Source organism: Sphingobacterium psychroaquaticum (assembly GCF_900177625.1).
GTDB classification, from domain to species: Bacteria; Bacteroidota; Bacteroidia; order Sphingobacteriales; family Sphingobacteriaceae; genus Sphingobacterium; species Sphingobacterium psychroaquaticum.
This window is the reverse complement of record NZ_FXAU01000008.1, coordinates 137,613-161,441: the sequence shown is the minus strand read 5'-3', so window position 1 is coordinate 161,441 and position 23,829 is coordinate 137,613. Positions and strand designations below refer to the sequence as shown.

The following is a 23,829-nucleotide window of genomic DNA, read 5'->3' as shown; positions in this document are numbered from 1 at the left end:
CTCAGGGGTATTTTAAACAATGTTTTTGTCTTTGTTATTTATTGGATATGAATTAGTTGCAATGCAAACGTTTGTGTTATTTTACGCAAACGTTTTCGTTTAACATGGAATTTTTGATTAGGTTACTTTAAGTTAATTTGGTGCCAACTAGATTATGGTAATCTACTAGAAAAAGAAAACCCTAAAAGCAATTTTTATGACAAAGAGATCTACAAATCCCTTGTTCATCGGTAAGAGTTTTCGGTTGGCTTCTGTATTGATGCTGAGTGTTTCTGCGCCTTTGGTGCCAGTGCTTGGAAATACAGTGAATGCCTATGCGAATGTTTTTTATCAACAAACAGTAACCGGTCGAGTAACCTCCGCCAATGGGCCAGAGGCTGGTGTAACAGTGGCTGTAAAAGGTAGCCCTACACAGGCTACATTGACAGATGCACAAGGTAACTTCTCCATCCAAGCGAAAGCGGGTGAAACCCTCGTTTTCTCCGCGGTTGGATTTGAACCTTATAGCCAAGTGGTGCAAGGTAATGTAATGCAGGTTGTATTGAAAAGTAGTGATGAAGCCTTAGAGGAAGTTGTTGTGGTTGGTTATGGCGTTCAGAAAAAGGAAAGTCTAACTGGCGCGATGCAGGTGGTTAAAGGCGATGAGCTACGTGATATTACCAATCCGTCGGTGGAGAACATGCTGAACAGCAAAGTTTCCGGAGCATACGTTTCTCCGGGGTCAGGTCAGCCGGGATCAAGAGGAGCTGTTGTTATTCGTGGTCAAGCAACCTTAAATGGAACTGCAAGCCCGTTATGGGTAATCGATGGTGTAATTGTAGGGTCTAGCGCAGGAGATTTAAACCCCGATGATATCGAAACGATGACGGTCTTGAAAGATGCTGCGTCGACGGCGATCTACGGTTCTCAGGGTGCGAACGGTGTTGTGTTAGTGAAAACGAAGGGCGCAAAAGTTGGTAAAACATCGTTGAATATATCTTCACGTGCTGGTTTCAATACATTGAACAACGGTAATGTAGAAATGATGAATGGTGAGGAGTTGTATGACTATTATGCTTCTTTTCAGAATGCCAACACTATCTCTTTTCCACGTTGGAATGCTGATTTACGGAACAGCAACTTCGATTGGTGGAAATTAGCAACCAAGAGTGGGTTTGTACAGAACCATAACGTTTCTGTTTCTAGTGGTACAGAGAAACTACAATCGTTCTTCTCATTAGGTATGTATGATGAAAAGGGAGCTGTTAAAGGGTATGATTACAAACGTTACAACGCGCGTATCACACAGGTATATAAACCCTTTGATTGGTTATCTATCAAACCTGCTATTTCAGGTGCTCGTCGTGGCGTAGAAGACAGACAATACTCGGTAACGGCGATGTATTCTAATTTGCCTTGGGATAGTCCGTTTGATGCCAATGGTAAACTAGAGCCGCACCGCTCTCCAAACTGGGTGAATAGCGCAAGTACAAACTACTTATACGATTTGCAGTGGAACCATTCTTCCAATGTGAACTATGAATTGATGGGTAATTTGGATTTTGATGTTAAATTGACTAGTTGGTTAACTTTCAATTCGGTTAATAACTATCGTTATATTACGTATTCAGGTGCTGGATATACTGATCCGAGATCTAATGGCGGCTTGAGTGTAGGCGGAAGGATTACCGACTATCGTTCGGAGTCAGCCAGACGATACACCAGTCAGATGTTGACCGTTAATAAATCATGGGGGCCACATACTTTGTTTGCGGTTGGTGGTTACGAATTTAATGACTACTGGGGTAAGACATTAGATGCTTATGGGGTTGGATTTTTGCCAGGCTTTGAAGTTTTAGATGTTGTGGCTAAACCAGAGCGTACTAAAGGTGGTATCAGTGAGTGGGCGATGCAGTCGATGATTTCCAAAGCGAACTATACGTATGATGGAAAATATTTGATCGAGGGGTCTTTGCGTCGTGATGGAGCTTCAAACTTTGGTACTAATGCGAAATATGGAAATTTCTTCTCCATTAGTGGAGGATGGAACATCCATAGGGAGAATTGGTTTAAAGCGGATTATGTTGATGCGTTAAAGCTACGCGCTTCCTATGGTTCTGCAGGTAACCGTCCAAGCTCGCTGTATCCACAGTACAATCTATACTCCGTCACAACTAATTATAATGGAGGCGCTGGTGCTTTGATCGCGCAGGCAGGCAATAAGGACTTGACATGGGAACAGACTTACACAACGGGTGTTGGTGTGGATGCTGCTTTTTTCCAGAACAGACTTCGTGCAACTGTAGATTATTATAATAAAAATACAGACAATATTATCTACCAAGTGCCAATCAGTGAACTGATGGGGATCGGCGCAATGTGGCAGAATGTTGGGGAGATGAACAATAAAGGTATCGAGATTTCTGTGGGAGCAGATATTATCCGGACAAATGATTTGTTGTGGAGTTTTGATATCAATGTGGGGCACAATACGAATAAGTTAGTGAACTTGTACCCGACAAAAAATGCGGATGGAAGTTACACGGTTAAACCGCTTATTATAGGCGACGGTATGAATATCGCGGGATCGGCGCAACGCATCCTGCAGCCGGGCTTACCTGTCGATACCTATTATCTAAAAGAGTGGGCTGGTGTGAATACAGAAACAGGTGCGCCAATGTGGTACAAAGTAACGCGTGATGCCAACGGTAATGAAACGGATCGTACCACAACATCGAACTATGCACAAGCAACTTTCGAAAAGTTGGATAAAGCATCGCCGAAGCTATTTGGTGGTTTCTCTACCGCTTTACAGTATAAAAAATTTGATTTAAGTGCAACCTTTGGTTATTCGTTGGGCGGTAAAATCTATAATTACGCTCGTCAAGAATATGATTCAGATGGTACGTATACAGACAGAAACCAGATGAAACTACAAGATGGTTGGAGCCGTTGGGAAAAACCAGGCGATGTAGCGACGCACCCTGTGGCGAAGTATAACAATAAGGATCAAGGAAACCAACCGTCTTCACGTTTTGTTGAGGATAATGATTTCCTACGCTTACGTGCACTAAATGTTGGTTACAATTTCAATTTAAGCCAGTATAAAATTAAGAATCTTCGCGTGTTCTTCTCGGGTGAAAACCTATTTGTTTGGACTAATTACTCGGGTGTAGATCCAGAAATCCCAGCCAACGATGGCGCAGTCCTAGGATCGGCAGGTCCGGGAGTGTATCCGGCTACGCGCAAGTATATGCTTGGATTGAATGTTTCATTTTAATGATTGAAAATACATGAAAAAGATATTTATAGCTCTATTGGCATCTGTTGCATTGGTGTCATGTGAATTAGAAAAAGAACCCTATGGATCGATGGATACCGGACAAATTACCCAAGATCCGGAAGCGGTAATCGATGCGTTGATGAATGGTACGTATGCGCAATTAAAAGCATGGTCTGACCCCATGCACAGAGCCGGGGAATATGCGGGGGATAATATGATGATTCGTGGTTCGTCTACTGACGCTTTTTACGAATTCATCTCGTTTTCGCGTACGCCAAATAATGGCCGCCTGAACCAGTTTTGGTCTGCCGGTTATAAGGCAATAGCGCAGTCTTCCAATATCATCAACATGGTAAAGGAAGGACAAAATGCAGAATTAGATAATAGATTAGGCGAGTGTTATTACATCCGTGGATTGATGTATTTTTACTTAGTTCGCGCGTATGGTCGTCCTTACTATGATAATCCAAGTGTAAATTTGGGTATGCCTCTTGTAAATGGTACACCAGATGATGTTGTGAACATTACGCTTCCTGACCGTGCGACAGTAAAAGAAACATACGAGCAGATTATAGCGGATCTGAAAAAAGCAGAAACGATGATCACAAAGGATAAAGGCCCTATTTTTGCTTCTAAAGCAGCTGTTCAAGCAATCCTTTCGCGTGTGTACTTGTACATGAGTGGTACGTACGAATCGCCAAATGCGGAGTATGCACAACTATCGATTGATTACGCGAATAAAGTAATCAACTCAGGGGAACATGCTTTACTTGGGAGAGAGCAATTTATGAAGTACAATACCTTTACCCCAGAAAACAATCCAGAGACCATTTTTGCGGTTAAGCGTCTAGCATCGGAGTATTCCGGTAGCGACCATTACTATGGTATTGGTGGTATGTATGCGAATATCGGTGGTCAAGGTTGGGGCGAGATGTATGCGAGTGCGAAGTATATTGACCTGTTGAACGAAACAGGTCGCAATGATTGGCGTCCAAGTAAGTACAAGATAGTAGATGCGCGTGCTGCATTTATCGAACCGACTTATAGAAAGGATGCGACAACTGGTGCGTTTACCGAAGTTTTTCGCTTTATTAAAGAAGATGGGAAAGATGTGTTGAATTATGCGCAGTTGACAGTAGCACGTAATGGAAATACAATTACGTGTTCAGAGACTATTGATAAAGTGGTAACAACCTATACGTTAACACCGGTAGACGCTGCGCAAGAAATCTATTCGATCACGTATAAAGACGGTAAGACATATCAAGGTGTCTTGGATAACTTCATTACATTGAATCGGGTGTATCCACAATTCTATATTACGAAAGCATCGCGTGAAGGTGAAGATTCACATTTGCACTCTCCTGTAATCAGTCGTTTGGGCGAAATTTATTTGAACCGTGCAGAGGCGTACGCGAAATTGGGTAATTACAGCGCCGCATTAAGTGATTTGAATACGATTCGTACACGTTCTATTGTGGGTGGTGGTTATGCTTCATTAGATGCTTCAAATGCAAGTTTGCGTATCGATAAAGAGCGTCAATTGGAGTTGGCTTACCAGGCCGAACGTAGCTATGACGTATTCCGTAACGGTGGTTCACTAACACGTCAGTATCCTGGTCCACATGCGCAATTTGAAGAGATTACAGCGAAGGATTACCGTGTTATTTATTTTATTCCGCAACGTGCAATAGATACGCACCCAGGAGCCCTTACACAAAATCCAACACAATAATCAATACCGATTATTTGGTATATCAAATGGCTTTGCTTCATCGCAAAGCCATTTTTTTATTGCGCCTTAATAATAGCGTATTTTATTGTAACTTTGTGCCCTTGTATTTAGTATAATACAGACATAAAAATTTAGTTGCCGTGAGGTAACGCGCGAGAAAAATAATACGAAAGATATGGCAAATATTGTTGCAATTGTAGGTCGTCCGAACGTCGGAAAATCGACCTTGTTTAACCGCTTGACGGAAAGTCGTAAAGCTATTGTAGATGACTTTAGCGGGGTTACCCGTGACCGCCACTATGAAACTGCAGAATGGATTGGTAAGAAATTTACCGTAATCGATACAGGTGGTTTTGTACATGGTTCGGATGACATCTTCGAAGAGGCTATTCGTGACCAAGTACATATTGCCATTGACGAGGCTTCGGTTATCGTTTTTATGGTCGATGTAACGACAGGTATTACGGACCTGGACGATGAGATTGCCGATATTTTACGCCGTAGTTCAAAGCCGGTGTATGTTGTTGCTAATAAAGTAGACCATGCTAAGCTGCACCATGACTCTGCGGAGTTTTATGCTTTCGGCTTAGGTGATATATATAACGTTTCTTCGGCAACAGGGTCGGGAACAGGGGAGTTGTTAGATGCGGTTGTGTCGCACTTTCCAGAACCCGAAGAAGAGGAAGAAACAACCCTTCCTAAAGTTACCATCGTAGGTCGTCCGAATGTCGGGAAATCATCCCTAACGAATGCACTTCTAGGTGTCGATCGTAACATCGTTACCGATATTGCAGGTACAACGCGTGACTCGATTCGTATTCACTACAATCAGTTTGGACATGAGTTCTTGTTGATCGATACAGCCGGTGTACGTCGTAAGAGTAAGGTGAGGGAAGATATCGAGTTTTACTCGGTCATGCGTACCATCAAAGCCCTAGAAGACTCTGATGTTGTCGTGTTGATGATTGATGCCAACGACGGAATCGAAGCACAAGATATCAATATCTTCCACTTGGCGGAGAAAAATAAAAAAGGAATTGTGATTGTTGTTAATAAATGGGATACCATTGAAAAGGACAACAAAACAATGAAGGAATTTGAAGCGAAGATCAAAGAGAAAATCGCACCTTTCACGGATATTCCTATTGTCTTCACTTCGGTGACGGAGAAACAACGTATATTCAAAGTAGTGGAAACAGCGATGGAGGTATACAACAATAAAATGAAGAAAATCCCTACGTCGAAATTGAACGATGTAATGCTTCATGTGATTGAAAACTATCCGCCGCCTGCAACCAAAGGAAAATACATTAAGATCAAATATGCAACGCAGCTACCAGGAAGAGCACCTATGTTTGCTTTCTTCTGTAATCTGCCGCAATATATCAAAGATCCTTACAAGCGCTTTGTAGAGAATAAATTACGTGATAATTTTGATTTTACTGGCGTGCCTATTCAAATCTATTTCAGACAAAAATAATCTTTGCGATTTCATTTATATATGGAAAACAATCTCGTTCTCTACAACACACTAACGCGGACTAAGGAAAAGTTTGAACCATTAAATGCACCTTTTGTGGGCATGTATGTCTGTGGACCTACTGTATACAGTGATGTGCATTTGGGAAACTGTCGGACGTTCGTGTCGTTTGATCTTATCTTTCGCTATCTCTTACATTTGGGTTTCAAGGTACGTTATGTACGAAATATCACAGATGCAGGGCATTTGGAAGGTGATCGGGACGAGGGAGATGACAAATTTGCGAAGAAAGCGAAGTTGGAACAGTTGGAGCCGATGGAGATTGTACAAAAGTACACCCTGGGTTTCCACGATGTGTTACGTTTATTTAATACTATTCCACCGAGCATTGAACCTACCGCGACAGGGCATATCTCTGAGCAGATCGAGATGGTGAAACAGATCATCGAGAATGGTTATGCCTACGAAGTAAACGGTACCGTTTACTTTGATGTGGAGAAGTATGTGGAGAAACATGACTACACGATGCTTACCAACCGTAAGCTGGAAGATATGTTGAACAATACACGTGAACTGGGTGGTCAGGATGAAAAGAAAGGCCGTTTAGATTTTGCGTTGTGGATTAAGGCCAAGCCAGAACATATCATGCGCTGGCCTTCACCGTGGAGCGTTGGGTTTCCGGGTTGGCATATTGAGTGTTCAGCGATGAGCAGCAAGTACCTGGGTGCACAGTTTGATATCCACGGTGGTGGGATGGACTTGGCAGCTACGCACCATACCAACGAGATTGCACAATCGGAAGCTTGTAACCATGTGCAGCCAGCAAAATACTGGATGCATACCAATATGTTGACGGTTAATGGCGCACGGATGTCCAAATCATCGGGTAACGGGTTTTTACCGCACGAGCTCTTCACGGGGAATCACCCGTTGTTAACGCGTGGATATTCGCCAATGGCAGTGCGCTTTTTTATGATGCAAGCGCATTATAGAAGTACGCTCGATTTCTCAAATGATGCTCTAGAGGCTGCTGATAAAGGTTATAAACGCCTGATGAGTGCGATTGCACTTTTGGATAAAATTCAGCCGACAGCCAAAGGAAAATCAACAGTTGATATCGTACAGGTGCGTCAAAATTGCTACGCAGCAATGGATGATGATTTCAATAGTCCGGTGTTAATTGCTGAGTTGTTTGAGCTTGTTCGTTATATCAACGCGGTGTACGATGGCAAAGCAGTGATGGATGTTGATACTTTGACCGAGGTTAAAGCTTTGGTGCAAAACTTTGTGTTTGATGTTTTGGGCTTAAAAGATGATGTATTAGGAGCCGACACAGATAGTATGGATGACTTGATGCAAATTATTATCAATATTAGAAACGAAGCAAAGAAGAATAAGGACTTTACAACATCAGATACAATTCGGGAAGAACTTAATGCTATTGGTATTCAATTGAAAGATAGCAAAGACGGGACACTTTGGAATAAGATTTGATTATAAGAACCCAAAGTTTTATTGATGAAGTTAATACCTACCTATTCCCTCGTTACGTGCTTGCTTAGTGCTTCTGTACTTACCGTACAGGCGCAGCTGCCGGAGCGTGTCGGAAGCTTAATATCGGCTGATCGTACAGCTGCTAATATTTCGAAAACATTAAATCCGCATCAGGCTTTATTATCGATTGTCGATAAGGAGTCTACGCTTTTTGTACCTTCTCCGGTGAATGCTTTGAACTATTTGAATAATAGACCCAATATTCCGGATGTCATGAGCTGGGAGCCTAATTTTGCTTTGGTTTCCAAGAGTATGGACTGGGGGGTTACTTCTGGCCCCATGGAGTTTCAGAAGGTAGGGGCTGTAAAGCGTAATGGTCAGTATTTGACGGTTTGGCGTAGAGATAAAAAGGGAAATTGGAAAGTACACATTCGTGCGGAGGTTGAGAACTACGGTAAAGGTGGAAAATCAGATTTAATTTATTACGAACCAGATAACTCCTGGTACTTAAAACATCGTTCTAAAGTAAGGTTACAGCAACGTGAAGAGGTGGTGACGCAGAGTGATGAGTTGTTTTCTACCGTGCTGAAAGCAAACAATGAAGCGGCCTTTAGTGAGTTCCTCTCAGATGACGTGCGTTACTATTATCCGTGGGAAGATGAGATTGAAGGGAAAGCGAATGTGCTTGCTTTCTTGAAAAAGAAACGTATTGAGATTACAACAGAACCAACAGGCGTTGGACGTGCGTATAGCGGAGAGTATGCGTACACTTCAGGTACAGCAACGGTGCGATCCAAGGAAAAACTTGTTAAGTTCAATTATATCCGCATCTGGCAATTAAAAGATGATTACCAATGGCGGGTTATTATGGAGATGATGTTCGAAAGATAAGAACCAATCCATAAAAAGAAAGCGGCTGATTTAATTTAAATCAGCCGCTTTCTTTTTATATCCGTCCTTTTCTTTTATTCGTTATTTGCTAAAGATGTTCCAGTTTTAGTCATCCATAACTTTAGCTCATCACACTTTAGGAAGTCTTCATTGATGTCGATAAATGTATTTTCTTTACGTTGTTCAAACCATTCACTAAGCATTCGGTTTGTTTTATCCTGTTTGGCTGCTTCTTGTATTTTGGCGAAGTCTTGTGCTAGGTTCGCCTTGTGCGGTGCAATTCTGGACTTCAGGTACATAAACTTATATACATCGCTGCCCATTCTGTCTTTCGCACGGAAAGATTTTGAATATTTTCCTACTTCAAGCGGGTCAACCGCTGTAAATGTTTCGGCTTCTAATTTATTTACCGGAATAAGGCCCGTACGATCTTCTTCATTCATAATCATACCACCGGTATATTTTGTTTCGTTATTTTCAGAGTAAAGCGAAGCTGCAGTATGGAAACTAATTTTGCCGGCAACCACCTTGTCGTAGATACTGTCAATTTTTGCTTTTGCACGATCGAGACTCGCTGTCGTTGGTTTAGATTTAATCAAGACGTGGCGAACGTTAACTTCCTCGCCTCTGCGCTGCAAGACCTGTAAGAAGTGGAAACCATACATGGTTTCAAAGACCGGAGATACCTCACCTTCTTTCAAACGGAAAGCCATGGCTGAAAATTCTTTTACATAGTTGTCACGGGTTGCAAATCCTAATTCACCACCGTAGGGCGCAGAACCATCTTCTGAATATAAACGCGCTATGGTACCAAAATCAGAACCATCGATCACTTGTTTTCTATACCCTTCTGCTTTTTGTCTAAATTGATCTTTTTCTTCTTTTGTTAAAACGGGATTGATGACAATCTCGCCAACTTCTACTTCCGTATTGAAGTACGGTAAGCTGTCTTGATTTAAGCCCTCGAAATAACGTTTCACCTCTTGTGGGGTAACATTGATTGCCGACACAATATTTTGTTGCATCTTTTGCGCTTTCAATTGTTCCGAAATGTTAGGACGCATTTCTTCTTTGTACTGTAATAAAGAACGGTTCAAGAATTCTTCCAGACGTTCCTTTCCTCCTGCTTGACGTACCATCATTTGCATACGACGGTTTAAGTTGTCATCTACTTCTGCTTCTGACACCTCGATGGAGTCGATAATAGCTTGTTGAGAAAGCAACTTTTGAGTTACCAGCTGCTGTAGTAAATAACACTTAATGGTCTCATTTGGTTTTTCACCTTGTGCCAAATGCTGGGCATATTGCATTTCAACATCTGATTGCAAGATAATACTGGAGCCCACCGTGGCAACGACACGATCCACCAAACGGCTTTGTCCCATTAAATTGCTAACACCAAAAAATGCTACTATAGCTAATAAACTGATATATTTCTTCATCATATACTATCTTCTGATCAACGCTTTTAAGCGTTTCCAAAGTTACTAATTCTTTGCACGCTAAGTTATTAAAAATGTTAAATATTAATTTGCCTTTAACCATATTTAACAGGGGGAATTTTGTATTTCTTTTGAAATAATACGTAACTTGTCAATGCCATCAAAGGAGGTAGATTTATGAAACAGACATTAGTTATTATTTTATCGTTTTTAACACTTCAAGGGGCTGCACAACAGGTTCCTTTTTTTGTGGGTACATATACCGATAAGGGCAGTCAGGGTATTTATTTCTATATGTTTGATACGAAGATTGGTACAACAGATCTTTATGCAACCACATCGGCAGAGAACCCCTCCTTTGTTGCAAAGTCTACCGATGGAAAAATGGTGTATGCGGTAAATGAGATGGGAGATCAAACGGCCGCCGTATCGGCCTATGCTTTTGATGGCGATAATCTATCGTTTGTCAATACATTGCCGACAAATGGTTCGTATCCTTGTCACATTGCTGTGAGTCAACGGGATCCGCTTGTTGTGGTGTCTAATTATGGCGGCGGATCGGCATCGGTATATAACTTGGAAAAAGACGGTAGCCTGGGACGCATGGTGCAGCATATTCAACATACCGGAAGTGGACCAAATAAGGACCGTCAAGGTGCTTCACACGTGCACTCCGCTTTTTTTACACCAGATTATAAACATGTATACCTTCAGGATTTAGGCTCGGACAAGATTACTATTTATGCTGTGGATAAAGAAAAAGGGGATTATGTACTGAAGGAAGAATCTACCTTGGCTACGCCCGCTGGCGGCGGCCCGAGACATATTGTTTTTGATGAAAAGGGCAAGAATTTATATGTGTTGCTTGAAATGAGTGCGGAAGTTGTGCACTACCGTAAGGATGGGCACAAATGGGAGCTCTTAACCGTTTCTTCTATCAATGCTGATGATTTTAAAGGAGAGAATGGGGCCGCGGAAATTAAACTTTCAAAAGACGGTAAGTTCTTATACGCCTCCAATCGGGGGGAGGCCAACTCTATTGCTTTATTTTCTGTAGATAAGGGCGGTGAATTAAAGCGGGTTAACGTATATTCCACGAAAGGGAAAGGACCACGGAACTTTAATTTATCACCCGATGAGAAGTATCTGTTGGTCGCCAATCAGTATACTAATAATATTGTGATCTTCCCGCGCAACGCAGCGACCGGAGAGCTGAGTGATGAAACACGAGAAATTAGAGTGGCAAGTCCGGTTTGCATCGCATTCTAGTAGCGATGTAAACTAGCGAAGGTGTCTAAAAAAACCTTTTTTCTGCTGTTATCCGGAGCTATTTCACACTGAGCTTGTCGAAGTGTTATGGAAGGATAAACAGCACTTTTGGCAATACATTGTGTATTTCGATAGGTCTGCGTACCGCAGGCAGGTTCAACATGATAATTTATTGCCTTTTTTGCCGCCCTACCCCATAAGCTACAGACAAATAACTATCAAATTACTTTGTCTCTTTTGATGTTTCGGCGATGTTTCCACGTTCATCGGTGCCTTCATCAGGATGGTTCTCTAATTCGTGCGTTTCCTTGTTGTACATTCCTGCAAGTTCATCAACAACTGTTCCTTTCCAAAGTGGTGTGCCCGTAAAATAAGCGGCACGCCCAATCATATGTGCTGCAATAGGTGCAGTGATGATAAGGAAGAAGATGATCGCGATAGCTTTGGTTGTAACCGAGACATCTGGGAACATAATGGCAGCACAGATTAATAACAAACCGACGCCGAGTGTAGAAGCCTTAACGGTCACAGAGAGGCGGAGGTAAAAATCGGGCATGCGTAAAATACCAATGGACGCAAATAATATAGAAAGTGCTCCTCCTGTGCTGAGGAGGGCTAGGATTATTTTAATCATCTTTTTGTTTTTCAATATAGTAAGCAAAAGCAACAGTGCCTAGGAAGGCAATCAGTGCAAGAATAATCGCGACATCCAGTAGTACCTTTTGGTTGGAGCGTATGCTGTAAACCGTAATGATACCAATCCCGATGGTAATGATTAGATCCAATGCAATAACACGATCGACTACGGAAGGCCCTTTAAAAAGACGGATAAATACCAGCATAACCGATATGGCCAATATGGGGAGGATAACATAGTCAAAATAGGTTTCTAAAGTAATCATCGTAATATTTCTAATAGTCTTCTTTCCAATCCTGTTTTTGTTTCGCGAACGAAAGCTTCGGGCGTGGTCAGGTACATGACATGTATATAGATTGTCTTTTTATCTTCGCTGATGTCAATGATAAGTGTGCCTGGTGTCAGGGAGATCATTGTCGTCAATAAATTGATTTCAAAATCCGTTCGCGCATTCATCGGATACTTCACAATCCCCGGTGTGAAAAAGTAACGGGGTGTAATCACATCGAAGGCAACTTGGATATTTGACTTGATAAGTTGGTATAAAAAGTAAAAAATAAAGCTTATCACCTTAGGTACGCGATAGAAATACCGTTGATCGGTTTCATTTCGGTTCATGATCCATAGGACGAAAAATCCCAGCATAAAACCGAACAGGAAGTTGGTATAAAAGAGAGAACCGGTCAGCGCTACCCAAATACCGGACAGCAGGAGGTTCATTAAAAAGTTCTTTATCATACGCTATCTATTAGTCCCTAACACGGCATTAATGTAAGGGGTCGTGTCCATTAATTCATTACTTATCTGCTCCGCAACGTGTACTACCCGTTCTGCGTTGAGGCCAATATAGAGGGTGGCCGCCGCTAAAATAGCAATAGGTAGTATCATGAGGAGCTTACGGTATAACTGCATCGGCTTAAAGCGATCATCAATCGTAACACCTTCTGGTGTGTTTTTCCAAAAAACCTGTGCCCACATATTGGCGATGACATACATGGTTACGAAACTTCCAATGATGAGCGCGATTACGAAGAAATACTGTTGCTGTGTGAAGGCTTCTTGGAAGAGAAGGATTTTTGGCCAAAAGCCGGATAATGGTGGAATTCCGACCAATGAGAACAATACGAGCGCAATCAGTAATGATATTTTTGGGTAATCTTTATACAGTCCACCAAGCTTGTTCATATCTAAGGTGCCCCGAAGTTGGCGGATGACCCCAGCAATCAAGAACATATTTGTCTTAACCATGATATCGTGAATCAGGTAAAAGACGGTCCCCATCAATGCGACCTGACTGAATAGGGCAATACCACCTATCATAAAACCAATGTGACACACAATCAAGTAAGAAAACAAACGGCGTACATTTGTCTTGATTAGTGCGCCAAAGCCGCCGGTAACAATAGTGAAAACGGCCATCACCATTAATAAGGTTCGTGTGAAATCATCTGGGATGAAAATCAAACTAAAAACACGCAGTAAAGCATAGATCCCTACCTTAGTCAACAAGCCTCCAAACGTGGCGGCTACTGCCGATGGTGGGGTATGGTAGGACGATGGTAACCAATAATAGAGTGGGAATACAGCCGATTTGATACCAAAGCCAATAATAAAAAAACAAGAGGTAATGCCTATTAAGGTTTTGTTTTGTACCGCTTGGATTTTAATGGCGAGGTCCGCCATGTTTAAGGTTCCTGTTATACCGTATAGAATGGCAATACCAGTTAAGAAAAAGGTGGAAGCGAGGATATTCATCGCCATATATTTCACTGCTCCTTCCAATTGTGCTTTTCGACCACCAAGTGTCATTAAGACAAAAGATGCGATTATAATAACTTCGAAGAAGACATATAGGTTAAATATATCACCCGTTAAGAATGCCCCATTTAGCCCCATGATCAGAAAATGAAAAATAGGGAAGTAACCGTAGAGCATCCGTTGTCGGCTTAATCCAACCGATGAAAATATCGAAACAGCAAAGCCCGCAATCGAAGTGAGTAGTACTAAAGTGACGCTAAGGAGGTCGGCAACGAAAACAATCCCAAACGGAGCATCCCAATTCGCAGCATTCATGGTTAGGATTCCATTTTCCTCCACTCGGCTGAATAAGCGGAAGGCAAGTAGTAGTCCTAGGAGGCTACCTCCAACGCTCAGAAATCGCTGCGTTACCGTTTTACGCCAGCATATCAATTGAATAATGGCGGTAAACAGGTGGATAAAGACGGGGCCTAAAATGTGGTTGTCAATCATAAATCTTCTTCTTCGGGCGTGTTTAAGTCATCTAAATCATCGGAGTCAACCAATGCGTATACTCGTTTTAGCAATACAATGGCAAATGAAGTCAGTCCAAAACTGATTACAATTGCCGTTAAGATTAGTGCCTGTGGGATAGGGTCGGCATATATATCTTGGAAAATTTTGTAGGATTCGTCAATCACAGGCGGTTTAGCTTTCGTGATTTTTCCCAATAAAAAGATTAAGATGTTGGTTGCATTCCCCAATAGCATGATACCCAAAAGCAATTTAACCATACTCCGACGGAGAATCAAATACACGCCACCGGCGTACAGAAGACCAATAACCAATATTAATAGTAGCTCCATATTACCCTTCTAAAGAAATGGTGAACAGAATGGTGAGTACCACGCCGATAACGACGAAATAGACCCCTAAATCAAAAAACAACGAACTCCCAATCATACCAATTACCGGTATGGGTTGCTCAAACCATAAGCCTGTCATCGGAGGAAGGCCAAACAACAAAGGGATCACGACGCTAAGGGCAGAAATTCCTAAACCTATTGGAATCAAAGAAATCGGCTTATAGCGCAATATTTTCATGGTACTCTCCGTACCATTGGCGAAACTGTGTAAGACAAAAGCAATAGATGCGACTAGTCCGCCGACAAAACCGCCTCCTGGATAGTAATGGCCGCGTAGGAGGAGGAAAAAAGAAAACAACAATAAAATCGGTAACAGATATCGTGTTGCGGTTTGTAAAATTGCACTTTTCATATGCTATTCTTTTTCGGAGGATTTTAAACGTAACTTAATTAAACTATAAACACCCAATGCAGCAATAGCAAGTACCACCGTTTCGAACATTGTATCGATACCTCTATAGTCTACAAGAATGACGTTGACCACATTTTTTCCCTTGGCAAGGAGGTACGAATTTTCACCGTAAAACGAGCTTATTTCTGTCGTATTTGGTTCGTACAATACACGTAATGCTATAAGTGCGAGAATTGTACCGAAACCTAATGCCACTACAGCGTCACGCACCAAGATGCCTTTTTTAGCAAAGTTCATGAAGCTAGGTAATTTATAGAGTACCAAAACAAAAAGCACCGTGGTTAATGTATCGATGGTGAACTGTGTCATAGCTAGATCAGGAGCGCTATAAAAAACAAACATTAGACAGATACAGTACCCGATAACACTGGTGGAGACGACGGATGTGAGTCTTGATTTGGTCGTCACAATAATATATAAGGCACCTAGAAGTACCAGCATAATAACCACTTCATACCACGAGGGAGGCGTCAATACGGAAAAATCGATACTGATCGGGCCACTGAGCCACAGTTTATAACCAAGCAATAACTCGGCAAACAGGATAATCTTGAAGTGGTAGGAGCGAAGGTAGCCATCATGGAATAAATGAGTGTACCAATTGGAAAAGCGCTTTATATCGTAGGCGTAACCTGTAATAATACGTTGCGGCGAAATGCGGTTGAATTTTTCTATTGCGGCTAATTTCAGGATGCTTGGTTTATTAATAAGGTATACGAAAGTCCCGATCGCCAACGTGGACAAACTGAGCAATAATACCGTATTTACGCCGTGCCATATTTTGAGGTGCATGGCTGTTTCGCCCCCCCAGATGCTATTGGCTGTACGGTGATTTAATAAATCGCCCACTAAACCTGGGAAGCAACCAAACACGAGACCCAATATGGCCAATATGAGTGGAGGTAACCACATCGATGTATAGGGCAAATGTATTTTTTCGTACGCTTGTGGTAGCTTCCCTGTAAAAGGTTTTATACCGGCCATAAATCCTGCAGCGACAAGCGCTACATTTGTTGTGACCGCGAGTACCGTTAGCCATAAGGCCAAGTGAGAAGGTGCATGGAGAGTTGCTTCGTATATGAGATCCTTACCGATAAATCCGAAGGTCAAAGGTACTCCAGCACTGGAGAGCGCTGCTAGAAGTGCGGCAATAAAAACAGGAGCCAGTACTTTGCGAAGACCAGATAGATGCGTGAGGTCACGCGTATGTGTTTCATGGTCAATAATTCCCGTTACCATAAATAAGGTCGCCTTGTAGAGCGCATGAACCAGAATGAAAACACTGGCTGCAACAATAGCTTCTTTTGATCCTAATCCCAATAAAAAAGTGAGAACACCAAGTGCCGAAATGGTGGAGTATGCTAGGATAGCTTTTAAATCTATACGGAATAATGCATGTATTGCCGCATAGAGCATGGTGAAACCACCTACAATCATCAAGGTGTAATTCCAAAGGTCGGTGTTTCCTAAAATTGGGGTAAAGCGGGCTAGCAGGTATATCCCTGCTTTGACCATCGTTGCCGAGTGGAGGTAAGCTGAGACCGGCGTTGGCGCTTTCATAGCACCCGGGAGCCAAAAATGAAATGGGAATTGTGCTGACTTGGTGAATGCTCCAATCAGTATAAACCCGACAAATAGCGGGTATAGTTGGTGGCTGGTTATAATGTTGTGTTGAGCGACAAGATCACTAATCACGTAAGTACCGGCGATATTCCCAAGTAAAACTAAACCTGCCAATAAAAAGAAACCACCGATTCCGGTTATGCTTAAGGCTGTGAGCGCGCTCTTTCTGGAGTCCGCATTATCGTTATTAAAACCAATCAGGAAGAAGGAACTAATACTGGTCAGTTCCCAGAAAATAAAAAGGGTAATAATATTATTCGATAAAACAACACCCAACATGGCGCTCATGAAGAGCAATAAATAGCCGAAGAAACGATCGTAGTACTGATGTCCTCTGAGGTAGGTGCGTGCGTAAAAGAAAATCGCAGAACCAATGCCTGTGATGAGCAATGCAAAAAGGAGAGATAAGCCGTCTAGTTTGAAATCTAAATTAATGCCTAGGGAAGGAACCCAAGGTAGATGTTGTAGAAAATTAGTTCCGCTAGCAACATCCGGGACATAAAGTAGATAAACAATAAATAGCAGTACAGGTATAAAAGGGAGTAAAATACTCCATTTTGTTTTAATAAACTTGCCAAAAGGAACGAGAAGGCTTGATGTTATTAATCCTGTTAAAACAGTAAATAGCATGCAGTCTTGTATTTTATTAATGATGGAACCGACATAAAAATACAAAAAATACCCGTTTTTTGCGTTACTTTCTTGATAAATATTAATTTTAGGCCATGAAAAACATCAAACTAACTTTCCTTTTATTGAGCTTGTTTTGGAGCTTACAAGGATATGCGCAGTACCAAAAACCTACATTAACAGATAAAGACTCGTGGTCGTTGGTTCTTCTTCCTGATCCTCAAACGTATTCGCGTTATCATCGCAATGGTGGTATTTTAAATTTAATGACCAGTTGGATCTACGAGAATGTGGAGGCCTTGAATATGCAATTTGTGCTGTGTACAGGAGACTTGGTGGAGCAGAATGACTTTATGAATCCACAGGGCAATACGGGCAATATGAACAGCCAACAGCAATGGAGCTTTGTACGCAGTGCTTTTTCAAAATTCGATAACCATGTGCCTTATGTACTGGCGACAGGAAATCATGATTATGGCTATAAAAGTGCAGAATACAGATCAACTAATTACGATAAGTATTTTTCGGTGGAGCAAAATAGCATGAATTTTAGAGCACTTCGTGAAATTGGTCCTGCTTTAAACGGTGCGTCTTCTAGTGTCAATGCATTGTACGAGTTTAAAACACCACAAAATAAGAATATTTTGGTGATGGTGCTTGAGTTTGGACCTCGAGATACTGTGGTAAATTGGGCGAAGGATGTGCTGAACAACAAGAAGTATGTGGATAAAGATGTAATCTTATTAACGCACGTTTTCTTGAATAAAAACAGTAACCACATCAAAACGCAGAAGTATAAGATGGAAGATGTAAACTATGGAGAAGCTTTATTTGAGAAGTTGGTGAAGCCATCCAAAAATATCCGTCTTGTATTTTCAGGACATATTGGTGATCCTGATGTCTTTGACGGGCACTTAGGTTTCAGACAAGATAAAAATATGTCTGGTAAAACTGTGACGCAAATGACTTTTAATGCGCAGGCCATGGGGGGCGGATGGCATGGTAATGGGGGTGACGGATGGTTACGCTATCTTGAGTTTTTGCCGGATGGAAATACGGTAAAAGTGAAAACATTCTCACCTTTATTTGCCATTTCTCCAGCAACACAAAGTATGGCTTATAAAACAGAAGCCAATCAAGAATTTACTTTCACATTAAACTAAAATAAAAAGGGCGCTTAAAGCGCCCTTTTTATTTTATCGTTGAAACTCTTGCGAGCCCTTGATAATCGAGTCAACAACAGTTGGATCTTGTAAGGTTGATGTATCGCCCAGGTTCTTGATATCGCCTTCTGCAATCTTACGTAAGATACGGCGCATAATCTTTCCAGAACGTGTTTTTGGCAAGTCGCTTACAAACTGAATAATATCTGGCTTTGCAATCGCACCAATCAGACGCGTGATTGTTTGCATAATATCTTTACGCGTGCTTTCCGCATCGATATGGTGATTCGCAATAACATACGCATAGATACCTTGTCCTTTTACAGGATGCGGATAACCAACGATGGCGGATTCAACTACATCGGAGTGCATATTAATAGCATTTTCTACCTCGGCCGTTCCGATACGGTGACCGGAAACATTCAACACATCATCTACACGTCCTGTAATTTTATAGTAGCCTTCTGGGCTTCGGTAACAACCATCACCGGTGAAGTATTTGTTCTCGTAAGTCGCAAAGTATGTTTGTCTACAACGCTCGTGGTCGCCCCATGTTGTGCGTAGCATACCAGGCCAAGGGAACTTGATACATAGGTTTCCGGTCACGTCGTTACCTTCGATTTCATTACCATGTTCATCCATTAGGCACGGTTGTACGCCCGGAAGTGGCAACATTGCATAACTCGGTACCGTTGGAGAAATACCGGCCATCGGTGCGATTAGGATACCTCCGTTTTCCGTTTGCCACCATGTATCTACAATTGGCGCTTTACCTTTACCAATTTTCTCATTATACCAGTGCCACGCTTCTTCATTGATCGGCTCACCCACAGATCCCAGCTTACGGATGCTGCTCAAGTCTTTACTGTCGACATACTCGTCGCCAAATGCCATAAGGGAACGAATAGCGGTTGGTGCTGTATAGAGAATGTTTACTTTATGTTTGTCTACAACATCCCACAAACGACCTGCATCTGGGTAGGTTGGTGTACCTTCGAACATCAAGGAAACGGCGCCCTGCGATAAAGGACCGTAAACGATATAACTGTGTCCCGTGATCCAGCCAATATCTGCCGTACAGAAGTGCACTTCCCCCGGTTGATATTGAAATACATTGGAGAACGTATAACCGGTATACACCATGTATCCTCCCGTAGTATGTACGACTCCTTTTGGTTTACCCGTAGATCCAGATGTGTACAAAATAAATAGCGGATCTTCAGCATCCATTTCTTCTGCAGGGCATGGTGGATTTCCTTGTGTTTCCACTTTACTGATCTCGTCTTCCCACCAAACATCACGTCCCTTGATCATCGATACTGGGGTGCGGGTACGCGTGAGTACAATGACACGTTCTACTGTTTTACATTGCATTAAGGCGTCATCAACAATGGATTTTAACTCCAATGTTTTGTTCGCTCTAAATCCACCATCGGCGGTAACTACTAATTTACATTCGGCATCGTTGATACGATCGGCAATAGATTGTGCGGAGAAACCTCCGAACACGACAGAGTGAATCGCTCCAATACGAGCACAAGCAAGTACCGCAATAACAAGCTCAGGAACCATTGGTAAGTAGATACATACACGGTCACCTTTTTTAACATTGTTGTTCTTTAGTACATTAGCGAAAGTTTCAACCTTGGCTAAAAGTTGCTTATAGCTGAGTACACGGTGTGATTCATTCGGGTCGTTAGGCTCCCAAATGATAGCAGGCTTATCGCCATACTTATAGATATGTCTGTCAAGACAGTTTTCGGTAATGTTTAATTTTCCTCCTTCGAACCATTTTACATTCGGTTCTGTGAAATTCCAATTTAATACATTCGTCCATTTTCTTTTCCAAAAGAAATTTTCAGCAATTTCTCCCCAAAATGCTTTAGGATCCTCAACGCTACGTTTGTAGACTTCCTGATACTCCTCAAAACTTGTAATCTGTAGGCTCATATTCTCGGTAAAATTTTGTTATTTATTCGAAGCAGCCACTTATTTATTCATTTGTGTCTGAATCGAATCTTAATAGGCTAATTTAGTTTTTTTTGCCATTATTGTCAATTTTAAATATAAAAATGCCTTATTTTGATTAATTTAATGCAAGAATTTAAATAAATTGTATCGTCGGTTATGAAGTTGTTAAGGAGGGTCTATTATGTTTTGATTTTCACGAACATATTGATAGCTGTTGCAGCCGCGGCACAATGTGCTTTGACGTATTTAATATTTGACCAGCCTTATAATCTATTTATCATTCTGATAGAAGGCGCAGCAACCTTATTGTTGTATAATTTCAGCTTTCTGTTATCTAAGCCCAAACAACCGGCGGAGTCTGCCTATGCACGCACCCGATGGGTGTTTCGGTATGAATGGCTGTTATGGCTGAATATGACTATTGCGGCATGTGTTTTAGTTTACGCACTTTTCCACGTGCATCTGTATACTTGGTTATTTCTAGGTGTAATAGGGGCGGTCAGTATTTTGTATTCTTTCCCCATCATTCCCTACCAAGGCAAATGGGTAGGGTTGCGGCAGCTGCCAGCGATGAAAGTCTTTCATATTGCGCTGGTTTGGACGCTTAGTTCGGTTGCTCTGCCAGCAGTAGAGCTTTGGGCACAAGGGGAAACGGTTGACAGTGTCTTATTTTATAGCCTTTTTGCTTTTAAATTCCTCTTTTTGGTGATTTGTACCTTGCCGTTTGATATCCGAGATATTGCACAGGATTCCTACTATCACCTTCGGACAATCCCCAGTATGTTAGGCGTAGAGAAAGCAATTCGATTATGCTACATACTTGTAGCGATACACAGTTTATTGGTCGTCTTTTCTTCCGCTATTCCTTGGCCTATAAAAGGAGGGATATTAGCGACAAATCTCCTTATTGCTATATTTTATCGGTTTTTTATTTTTGAGAAGAAAGGACATTATCACTATACCTATCTGCTCGATCTGGCCTTGGTATTACAGTTCTTATTTGTATTACTTTCCGTTGCTTTGTTTCAAGCTTTCGGGGGGTAAATGCATCACGTTAGTTTGCTGTATGTTCCAAAGCAATTATTTTCTCTGCCAATACATCGGATAACTTGTAGTAACTTTCGTACGTCCATCCTGCGACATGTGGGCTTAGTAATACATTATCACGGGAGCTAAGGTCATGAAACCATTCTTGTTCGCCAAGTGAAGGGAATTTTTCGATTGGCAAAACATCGAAAGCAGCAGCGATAATCTTTTTCGAATTCAGTGCTTTTAATACCGCCGGTACTTGGACGATTCCGCCGCGTGCGCCCATTAAAAAGAAGATAGGTTTGCGGAAATGGAACAGGTATTCATCATCTACAAGGCCTTTGGTTTCGGTCGTTAAAGGGATATGAAAGCTCAAAATATCAGCTTGCTTCACCACTTCTTCCATGGACACTTCACGGGCATAGTTGTCCGAGAATCCTGTCTTGTACTTGTCGTAAGCAATGACGTTAACCTCGAATCCGGCGAGCTTTTTAGCCATGGCTTGACCGTTGTGACCATATCCAATGAGGGCGACTGTTTTCCCTTTAAGCTCATGGCCTCGATTTTCTTCACGGCGCCATTGGCCTTTTTCGGTAATTTCTTTATGTGCACGATTCAAGTTGTTCATGAGGCTCAACAACATCCCGATCATATGCTCCCCAACAGCATCCCGGTTGCCTTCATTGGCTGGAATCAACACAATTCCTTTGGATGTTGCATAATGCTCATCGATATTGTCCATCCCTGCTCCGGCACGTCCGATAAACTGGAGGTTCGTACCTAAGTCAATAAAATCTCGGTCCACTTGAAATTTGGAGCGAATGATCAAACCCGAGTAATTACTGATGATTGCCGCCGCACCTTCGCGATCTATGTTGGGTTGGTAATCATACGCTAAGCCCGCTGATTTCAACTTTTCCAGTAAGATTTCGTGTATATCGTCGACGATTAATATCTGTGTTTTCATCTTCTTTTGTTAATAGTCATGAAGTCTTCGCTAAGCAATTGCTGGAGCTTCGATTGCATAAATCGGGCAGGTAAGTTGCGCATGAAAAAGTTGCGTACTGCAATGAGGTTTCTGTTTTCCCATTGCGCTACCTTTCCAATCTGCCAGGATGTGTTGGTGATATAGCGCGTACGGTGTAAGCGTCTTTCATTCACATGCTGGAAGACAGTTTCTATAGCTGGATTTGTTTTGAGCTCATCCATCAATACAACGGCATCTTCGATAGCTTGGCAAGCTCCTTGCCCCATATTAGGAGTCGTCGCATGTCCGGCATCACCTAACAATAAAACCCGGTTGTAGGCGAGCGTATCCAGCGGTTTGATATCGATAATATCATTCCAGAGAAGCTGTTCGTCTTTTGTGTTTTTTAATAATGTTTGAATATCTGTATGATAGCTACGGAAATGGCGTTGTAGATCCGTGATTTTATAGGCGGCATATGTTGGGTTATTTTCGGAGGCATTAATACACGCATACCAGTAAATTTTATCGTTTACAAGTGGTGTCATCCCAAAACGCCCCAAGGCACCCCAGGTTTCACTGCCCTCTTTCAAATTAATATCCGTATTGTCTATTACGGCCCGCCAACATGTATATCCTGAATATCGAGGTGCCGATTGTGGAATCAATTGTTGACGAAGTTTTGATCGTACGCCATCTGTGATTAATAGATACTCGGCCTCAACCTTTTGTCCATCTGCAAAGTGAAGAACGATCCCATCTTTGTTTTGTTCTAAATTGAGGGCTTCTTTACCGAGTTGAATCGTTTCCGGCGGAAGCTGATCGATTAAAAAACGATGCAAATCAGCACGGTGTATGGCGAAGTTCAGTTGCTGAAAATTCTTGGCAATTTCTGCGGTGTCAGGTGCCGCGATAACTCGCCCTTTTTGATCCAGAATAGCGTAAGACGAGAGGAAATGACCTATTTTTTCGACACCTTGGCGAAGTCCGAGCAGGTCGAATGCATGCATCGCGTTGGCTGCAAGACCAAAACCTGCGCCGATACCTTTTAGCACAGGAGTACGTTCGTAAATAATAGGTTCGTACCCCAGTTTGCGAAGACCAATAGCTGCGGTAAGGCCTGCAATTCCTCCGCCAACAATAGCAAATCTGGCTTTCATC

The 23,829-nt window shown here is 42.0% G+C and carries 19 protein-coding genes; 8 read left to right on the top strand and 11 right to left on the bottom strand.

The window, feature by feature from the left end; genetic code table 11:
- Positions 1 to 196 precede the first annotated feature (196 nt).
- The 5 genes from B9Y69_RS17805 to B9Y69_RS17785 all read left to right on the top strand — a co-directional run bounded on the left by B9Y69_RS17805 (position 197) and on the right by B9Y69_RS17785 (position 8,862).
- Positions 197 to 3,259 carry a SusC/RagA family TonB-linked outer membrane protein gene (locus B9Y69_RS17805; protein WP_085474347.1) on the top strand — a complete coding sequence of 1,021 codons (3,063 nt, stop codon included), beginning with the start codon at positions 197 to 199 and terminating at the stop codon, positions 3,257 to 3,259.
- Positions 3,260 to 3,272: 13 nt separating this feature from the next.
- Positions 3,273 to 4,997, top strand: a complete 1,725-nt coding sequence (locus B9Y69_RS17800) for a RagB/SusD family nutrient uptake outer membrane protein (protein WP_085474346.1) — start codon at positions 3,273 to 3,275, stop codon at positions 4,995 to 4,997.
- 175 nt (positions 4,998 to 5,172) lie between these two features.
- A complete protein-coding gene (gene der, locus B9Y69_RS17795) occupies positions 5,173 to 6,477 on the top strand; it encodes a ribosome biogenesis GTPase Der (RefSeq protein ID WP_085474345.1) in 1,305 nt (434 codons plus the stop codon).
- Between the two features lie 21 nt (positions 6,478 to 6,498).
- Positions 6,499 to 7,971: a cysteine--tRNA ligase gene (cysS, locus tag B9Y69_RS17790; RefSeq protein ID WP_085474344.1), complete on the top strand. Its 1,473-nt coding sequence runs from the start codon at positions 6,499 to 6,501 to the stop codon at positions 7,969 to 7,971.
- 24 nt (positions 7,972 to 7,995) lie between these two features.
- Entirely contained in the window at positions 7,996 to 8,862 is an 867-nt protein-coding gene (locus tag B9Y69_RS17785; protein WP_085474343.1) for a DUF4440 domain-containing protein, read from the top strand.
- A 74-nt stretch (positions 8,863 to 8,936) separates the two neighbouring features.
- On the opposite strand, the gene B9Y69_RS17780 is transcribed toward B9Y69_RS17785, so the two are convergent.
- Entirely contained in the window at positions 8,937 to 10,307 is a 1,371-nt protein-coding gene (locus B9Y69_RS17780) for a peptidylprolyl isomerase (RefSeq protein WP_317042147.1), read from the bottom strand.
- Between the two features lie 174 nt (positions 10,308 to 10,481).
- Between B9Y69_RS17780 and B9Y69_RS17775 the strand changes: the two genes are divergently transcribed.
- Entirely contained in the window at positions 10,482 to 11,573 is a 1,092-nt protein-coding gene (locus B9Y69_RS17775; RefSeq protein ID WP_085474342.1) for a lactonase family protein, read from the top strand.
- Between the two features lie 223 nt (positions 11,574 to 11,796).
- Here the strand turns inward: B9Y69_RS17775 and mnhG are convergent, their stop codons facing one another.
- The 7 genes from mnhG to B9Y69_RS17740 are packed head-to-tail and all read right to left on the bottom strand — an operon-like array spanning position 11,797 to position 17,538.
- Positions 11,797 to 12,207 (bottom strand): monovalent cation/H(+) antiporter subunit G, encoded by a 411-nt coding sequence (mnhG, locus tag B9Y69_RS17770; protein WP_085474341.1) that lies wholly within the window; start codon positions 12,205 to 12,207, stop codon positions 11,797 to 11,799.
- Positions 12,200 to 12,475: an MrpF/PhaF family protein gene (locus B9Y69_RS17765; RefSeq protein ID WP_085474340.1), complete on the bottom strand. Its 276-nt coding sequence runs from the start codon at positions 12,473 to 12,475 to the stop codon at positions 12,200 to 12,202. Before B9Y69_RS17765 ends, mnhG begins: the two co-directional genes overlap by 8 nt.
- Positions 12,472 to 12,948, bottom strand: a complete 477-nt coding sequence (locus B9Y69_RS17760; RefSeq protein ID WP_085474339.1) for a Na+/H+ antiporter subunit E — start codon at positions 12,946 to 12,948, stop codon at positions 12,472 to 12,474. The genes B9Y69_RS17765 and B9Y69_RS17760 overlap by 4 nt, the downstream gene beginning before the upstream one ends.
- A gap of 3 nt (positions 12,949 to 12,951) precedes the next feature.
- Positions 12,952 to 14,460, bottom strand: a complete 1,509-nt coding sequence (locus B9Y69_RS17755; RefSeq protein ID WP_085474338.1) for a proton-conducting transporter transmembrane domain-containing protein — start codon at positions 14,458 to 14,460, stop codon at positions 12,952 to 12,954.
- Positions 14,457 to 14,813 carry a Na+/H+ antiporter subunit C gene (locus tag B9Y69_RS17750; RefSeq protein ID WP_085474337.1) on the bottom strand — a complete coding sequence of 119 codons (357 nt, stop codon included), beginning with the start codon at positions 14,811 to 14,813 and terminating at the stop codon, positions 14,457 to 14,459. The genes B9Y69_RS17755 and B9Y69_RS17750 overlap by 4 nt, the downstream gene beginning before the upstream one ends.
- 1 nt (position 14,814) lies before the next feature.
- Complete coding sequence (locus tag B9Y69_RS17745; RefSeq protein ID WP_085474336.1) at positions 14,815 to 15,225, bottom strand: Na+/H+ antiporter subunit B; 411 nt, start codon at positions 15,223 to 15,225, stop codon at positions 14,815 to 14,817.
- Positions 15,226 to 15,228: 3 nt separating this feature from the next.
- The gene (locus B9Y69_RS17740) at positions 15,229 to 17,538 is read right to left on the bottom strand and encodes a putative monovalent cation/H+ antiporter subunit A (protein ID WP_085474335.1); all 2,310 of its coding nucleotides are present in this window, start codon (positions 17,536 to 17,538) and stop codon (positions 15,229 to 15,231) included.
- 95 nt (positions 17,539 to 17,633) lie between these two features.
- Between B9Y69_RS17740 and B9Y69_RS17735 the strand changes: the two genes are divergently transcribed.
- The gene (locus tag B9Y69_RS17735; RefSeq protein ID WP_085474334.1) at positions 17,634 to 18,701 is read left to right on the top strand and encodes a metallophosphoesterase; all 1,068 of its coding nucleotides are present in this window, start codon (positions 17,634 to 17,636) and stop codon (positions 18,699 to 18,701) included.
- 33 nt (positions 18,702 to 18,734) lie between these two features.
- Here B9Y69_RS17735 and acs read toward each other — a convergent pair whose 3' ends face one another.
- On the bottom strand, positions 18,735 to 20,651 hold the full coding sequence (gene acs, locus B9Y69_RS17730) for an acetate--CoA ligase (RefSeq protein ID WP_085474333.1): 1,917 nt from the start codon (positions 20,649 to 20,651) through the stop codon (positions 18,735 to 18,737).
- A 177-nt stretch (positions 20,652 to 20,828) separates the two neighbouring features.
- Here acs and B9Y69_RS17725 point away from each other — a divergent pair, with 177 nt between their 5' ends.
- Positions 20,829 to 21,716 (top strand): UbiA prenyltransferase family protein, encoded by an 888-nt coding sequence (locus B9Y69_RS17725; RefSeq protein ID WP_085474332.1) that lies wholly within the window; start codon positions 20,829 to 20,831, stop codon positions 21,714 to 21,716.
- 10 nt (positions 21,717 to 21,726) lie between these two features.
- Here the strand turns inward: B9Y69_RS17725 and B9Y69_RS17720 are convergent, their stop codons facing one another.
- Positions 21,727 to 22,668 carry an NAD(P)-dependent oxidoreductase gene (locus tag B9Y69_RS17720; RefSeq protein WP_085474331.1) on the bottom strand — a complete coding sequence of 314 codons (942 nt, stop codon included), beginning with the start codon at positions 22,666 to 22,668 and terminating at the stop codon, positions 21,727 to 21,729.
- Positions 22,665 to 23,828 (bottom strand): FAD-dependent monooxygenase, encoded by a 1,164-nt coding sequence (locus tag B9Y69_RS17715; protein WP_085474330.1) that lies wholly within the window; start codon positions 23,826 to 23,828, stop codon positions 22,665 to 22,667. The genes B9Y69_RS17720 and B9Y69_RS17715 overlap by 4 nt, the downstream gene beginning before the upstream one ends.
- Between the last annotated feature and the right edge of the window lies 1 nt (position 23,829).

What these genes read in the sequence shown, in the direction of transcription:
- B9Y69_RS17805 (WP_085474347.1), top strand. Translation starts at nt 197, where the DNA reads ATGACAAAGAGATCTACAAATCCCTTGTTCATCGGTAAGAGTTTTCGG.
- B9Y69_RS17800 (WP_085474346.1), top strand. Translation starts at nt 3,273, where the DNA reads ATGAAAAAGATATTTATAGCTCTATTGGCATCTGTTGCATTGGTGTCA.
- der (WP_085474345.1), top strand. Translation starts at nt 5,173, where the DNA reads ATGGCAAATATTGTTGCAATTGTAGGTCGTCCGAACGTCGGAAAATCG.
- cysS (WP_085474344.1), top strand. Translation starts at nt 6,499, where the DNA reads ATGGAAAACAATCTCGTTCTCTACAACACACTAACGCGGACTAAGGAA.
- B9Y69_RS17785 (WP_085474343.1), top strand. Translation starts at nt 7,996, where the DNA reads ATGAAGTTAATACCTACCTATTCCCTCGTTACGTGCTTGCTTAGTGCT.
- B9Y69_RS17780 (WP_317042147.1), bottom strand. Translation starts at nt 10,307, where the DNA reads ATGATGAAGAAATATATCAGTTTATTAGCTATAGTAGCATTTTTTGGT.
- B9Y69_RS17775 (WP_085474342.1), top strand. Translation starts at nt 10,482, where the DNA reads ATGAAACAGACATTAGTTATTATTTTATCGTTTTTAACACTTCAAGGG.
- mnhG (WP_085474341.1), bottom strand. Translation starts at nt 12,207, where the DNA reads ATGATTAAAATAATCCTAGCCCTCCTCAGCACAGGAGGAGCACTTTCT.
- B9Y69_RS17765 (WP_085474340.1), bottom strand. Translation starts at nt 12,475, where the DNA reads ATGATTACTTTAGAAACCTATTTTGACTATGTTATCCTCCCCATATTG.
- B9Y69_RS17760 (WP_085474339.1), bottom strand. Translation starts at nt 12,948, where the DNA reads ATGATAAAGAACTTTTTAATGAACCTCCTGCTGTCCGGTATTTGGGTA.
- B9Y69_RS17755 (WP_085474338.1), bottom strand. Translation starts at nt 14,460, where the DNA reads ATGATTGACAACCACATTTTAGGCCCCGTCTTTATCCACCTGTTTACC.
- B9Y69_RS17750 (WP_085474337.1), bottom strand. Translation starts at nt 14,813, where the DNA reads ATGGAGCTACTATTAATATTGGTTATTGGTCTTCTGTACGCCGGTGGC.
- B9Y69_RS17745 (WP_085474336.1), bottom strand. Translation starts at nt 15,225, where the DNA reads ATGAAAAGTGCAATTTTACAAACCGCAACACGATATCTGTTACCGATT.
- B9Y69_RS17740 (WP_085474335.1), bottom strand. Translation starts at nt 17,538, where the DNA reads ATGCTATTTACTGTTTTAACAGGATTAATAACATCAAGCCTTCTCGTT.
- B9Y69_RS17735 (WP_085474334.1), top strand. Translation starts at nt 17,634, where the DNA reads ATGAAAAACATCAAACTAACTTTCCTTTTATTGAGCTTGTTTTGGAGC.
- acs (WP_085474333.1), bottom strand. Translation starts at nt 20,651, where the DNA reads ATGAGCCTACAGATTACAAGTTTTGAGGAGTATCAGGAAGTCTACAAA.
- B9Y69_RS17725 (WP_085474332.1), top strand. Translation starts at nt 20,829, where the DNA reads ATGAAGTTGTTAAGGAGGGTCTATTATGTTTTGATTTTCACGAACATA.
- B9Y69_RS17720 (WP_085474331.1), bottom strand. Translation starts at nt 22,668, where the DNA reads ATGAAAACACAGATATTAATCGTCGACGATATACACGAAATCTTACTG.
- B9Y69_RS17715 (WP_085474330.1), bottom strand. Translation starts at nt 23,828, where the DNA reads ATGAAAGCCAGATTTGCTATTGTTGGCGGAGGAATTGCAGGCCTTACC.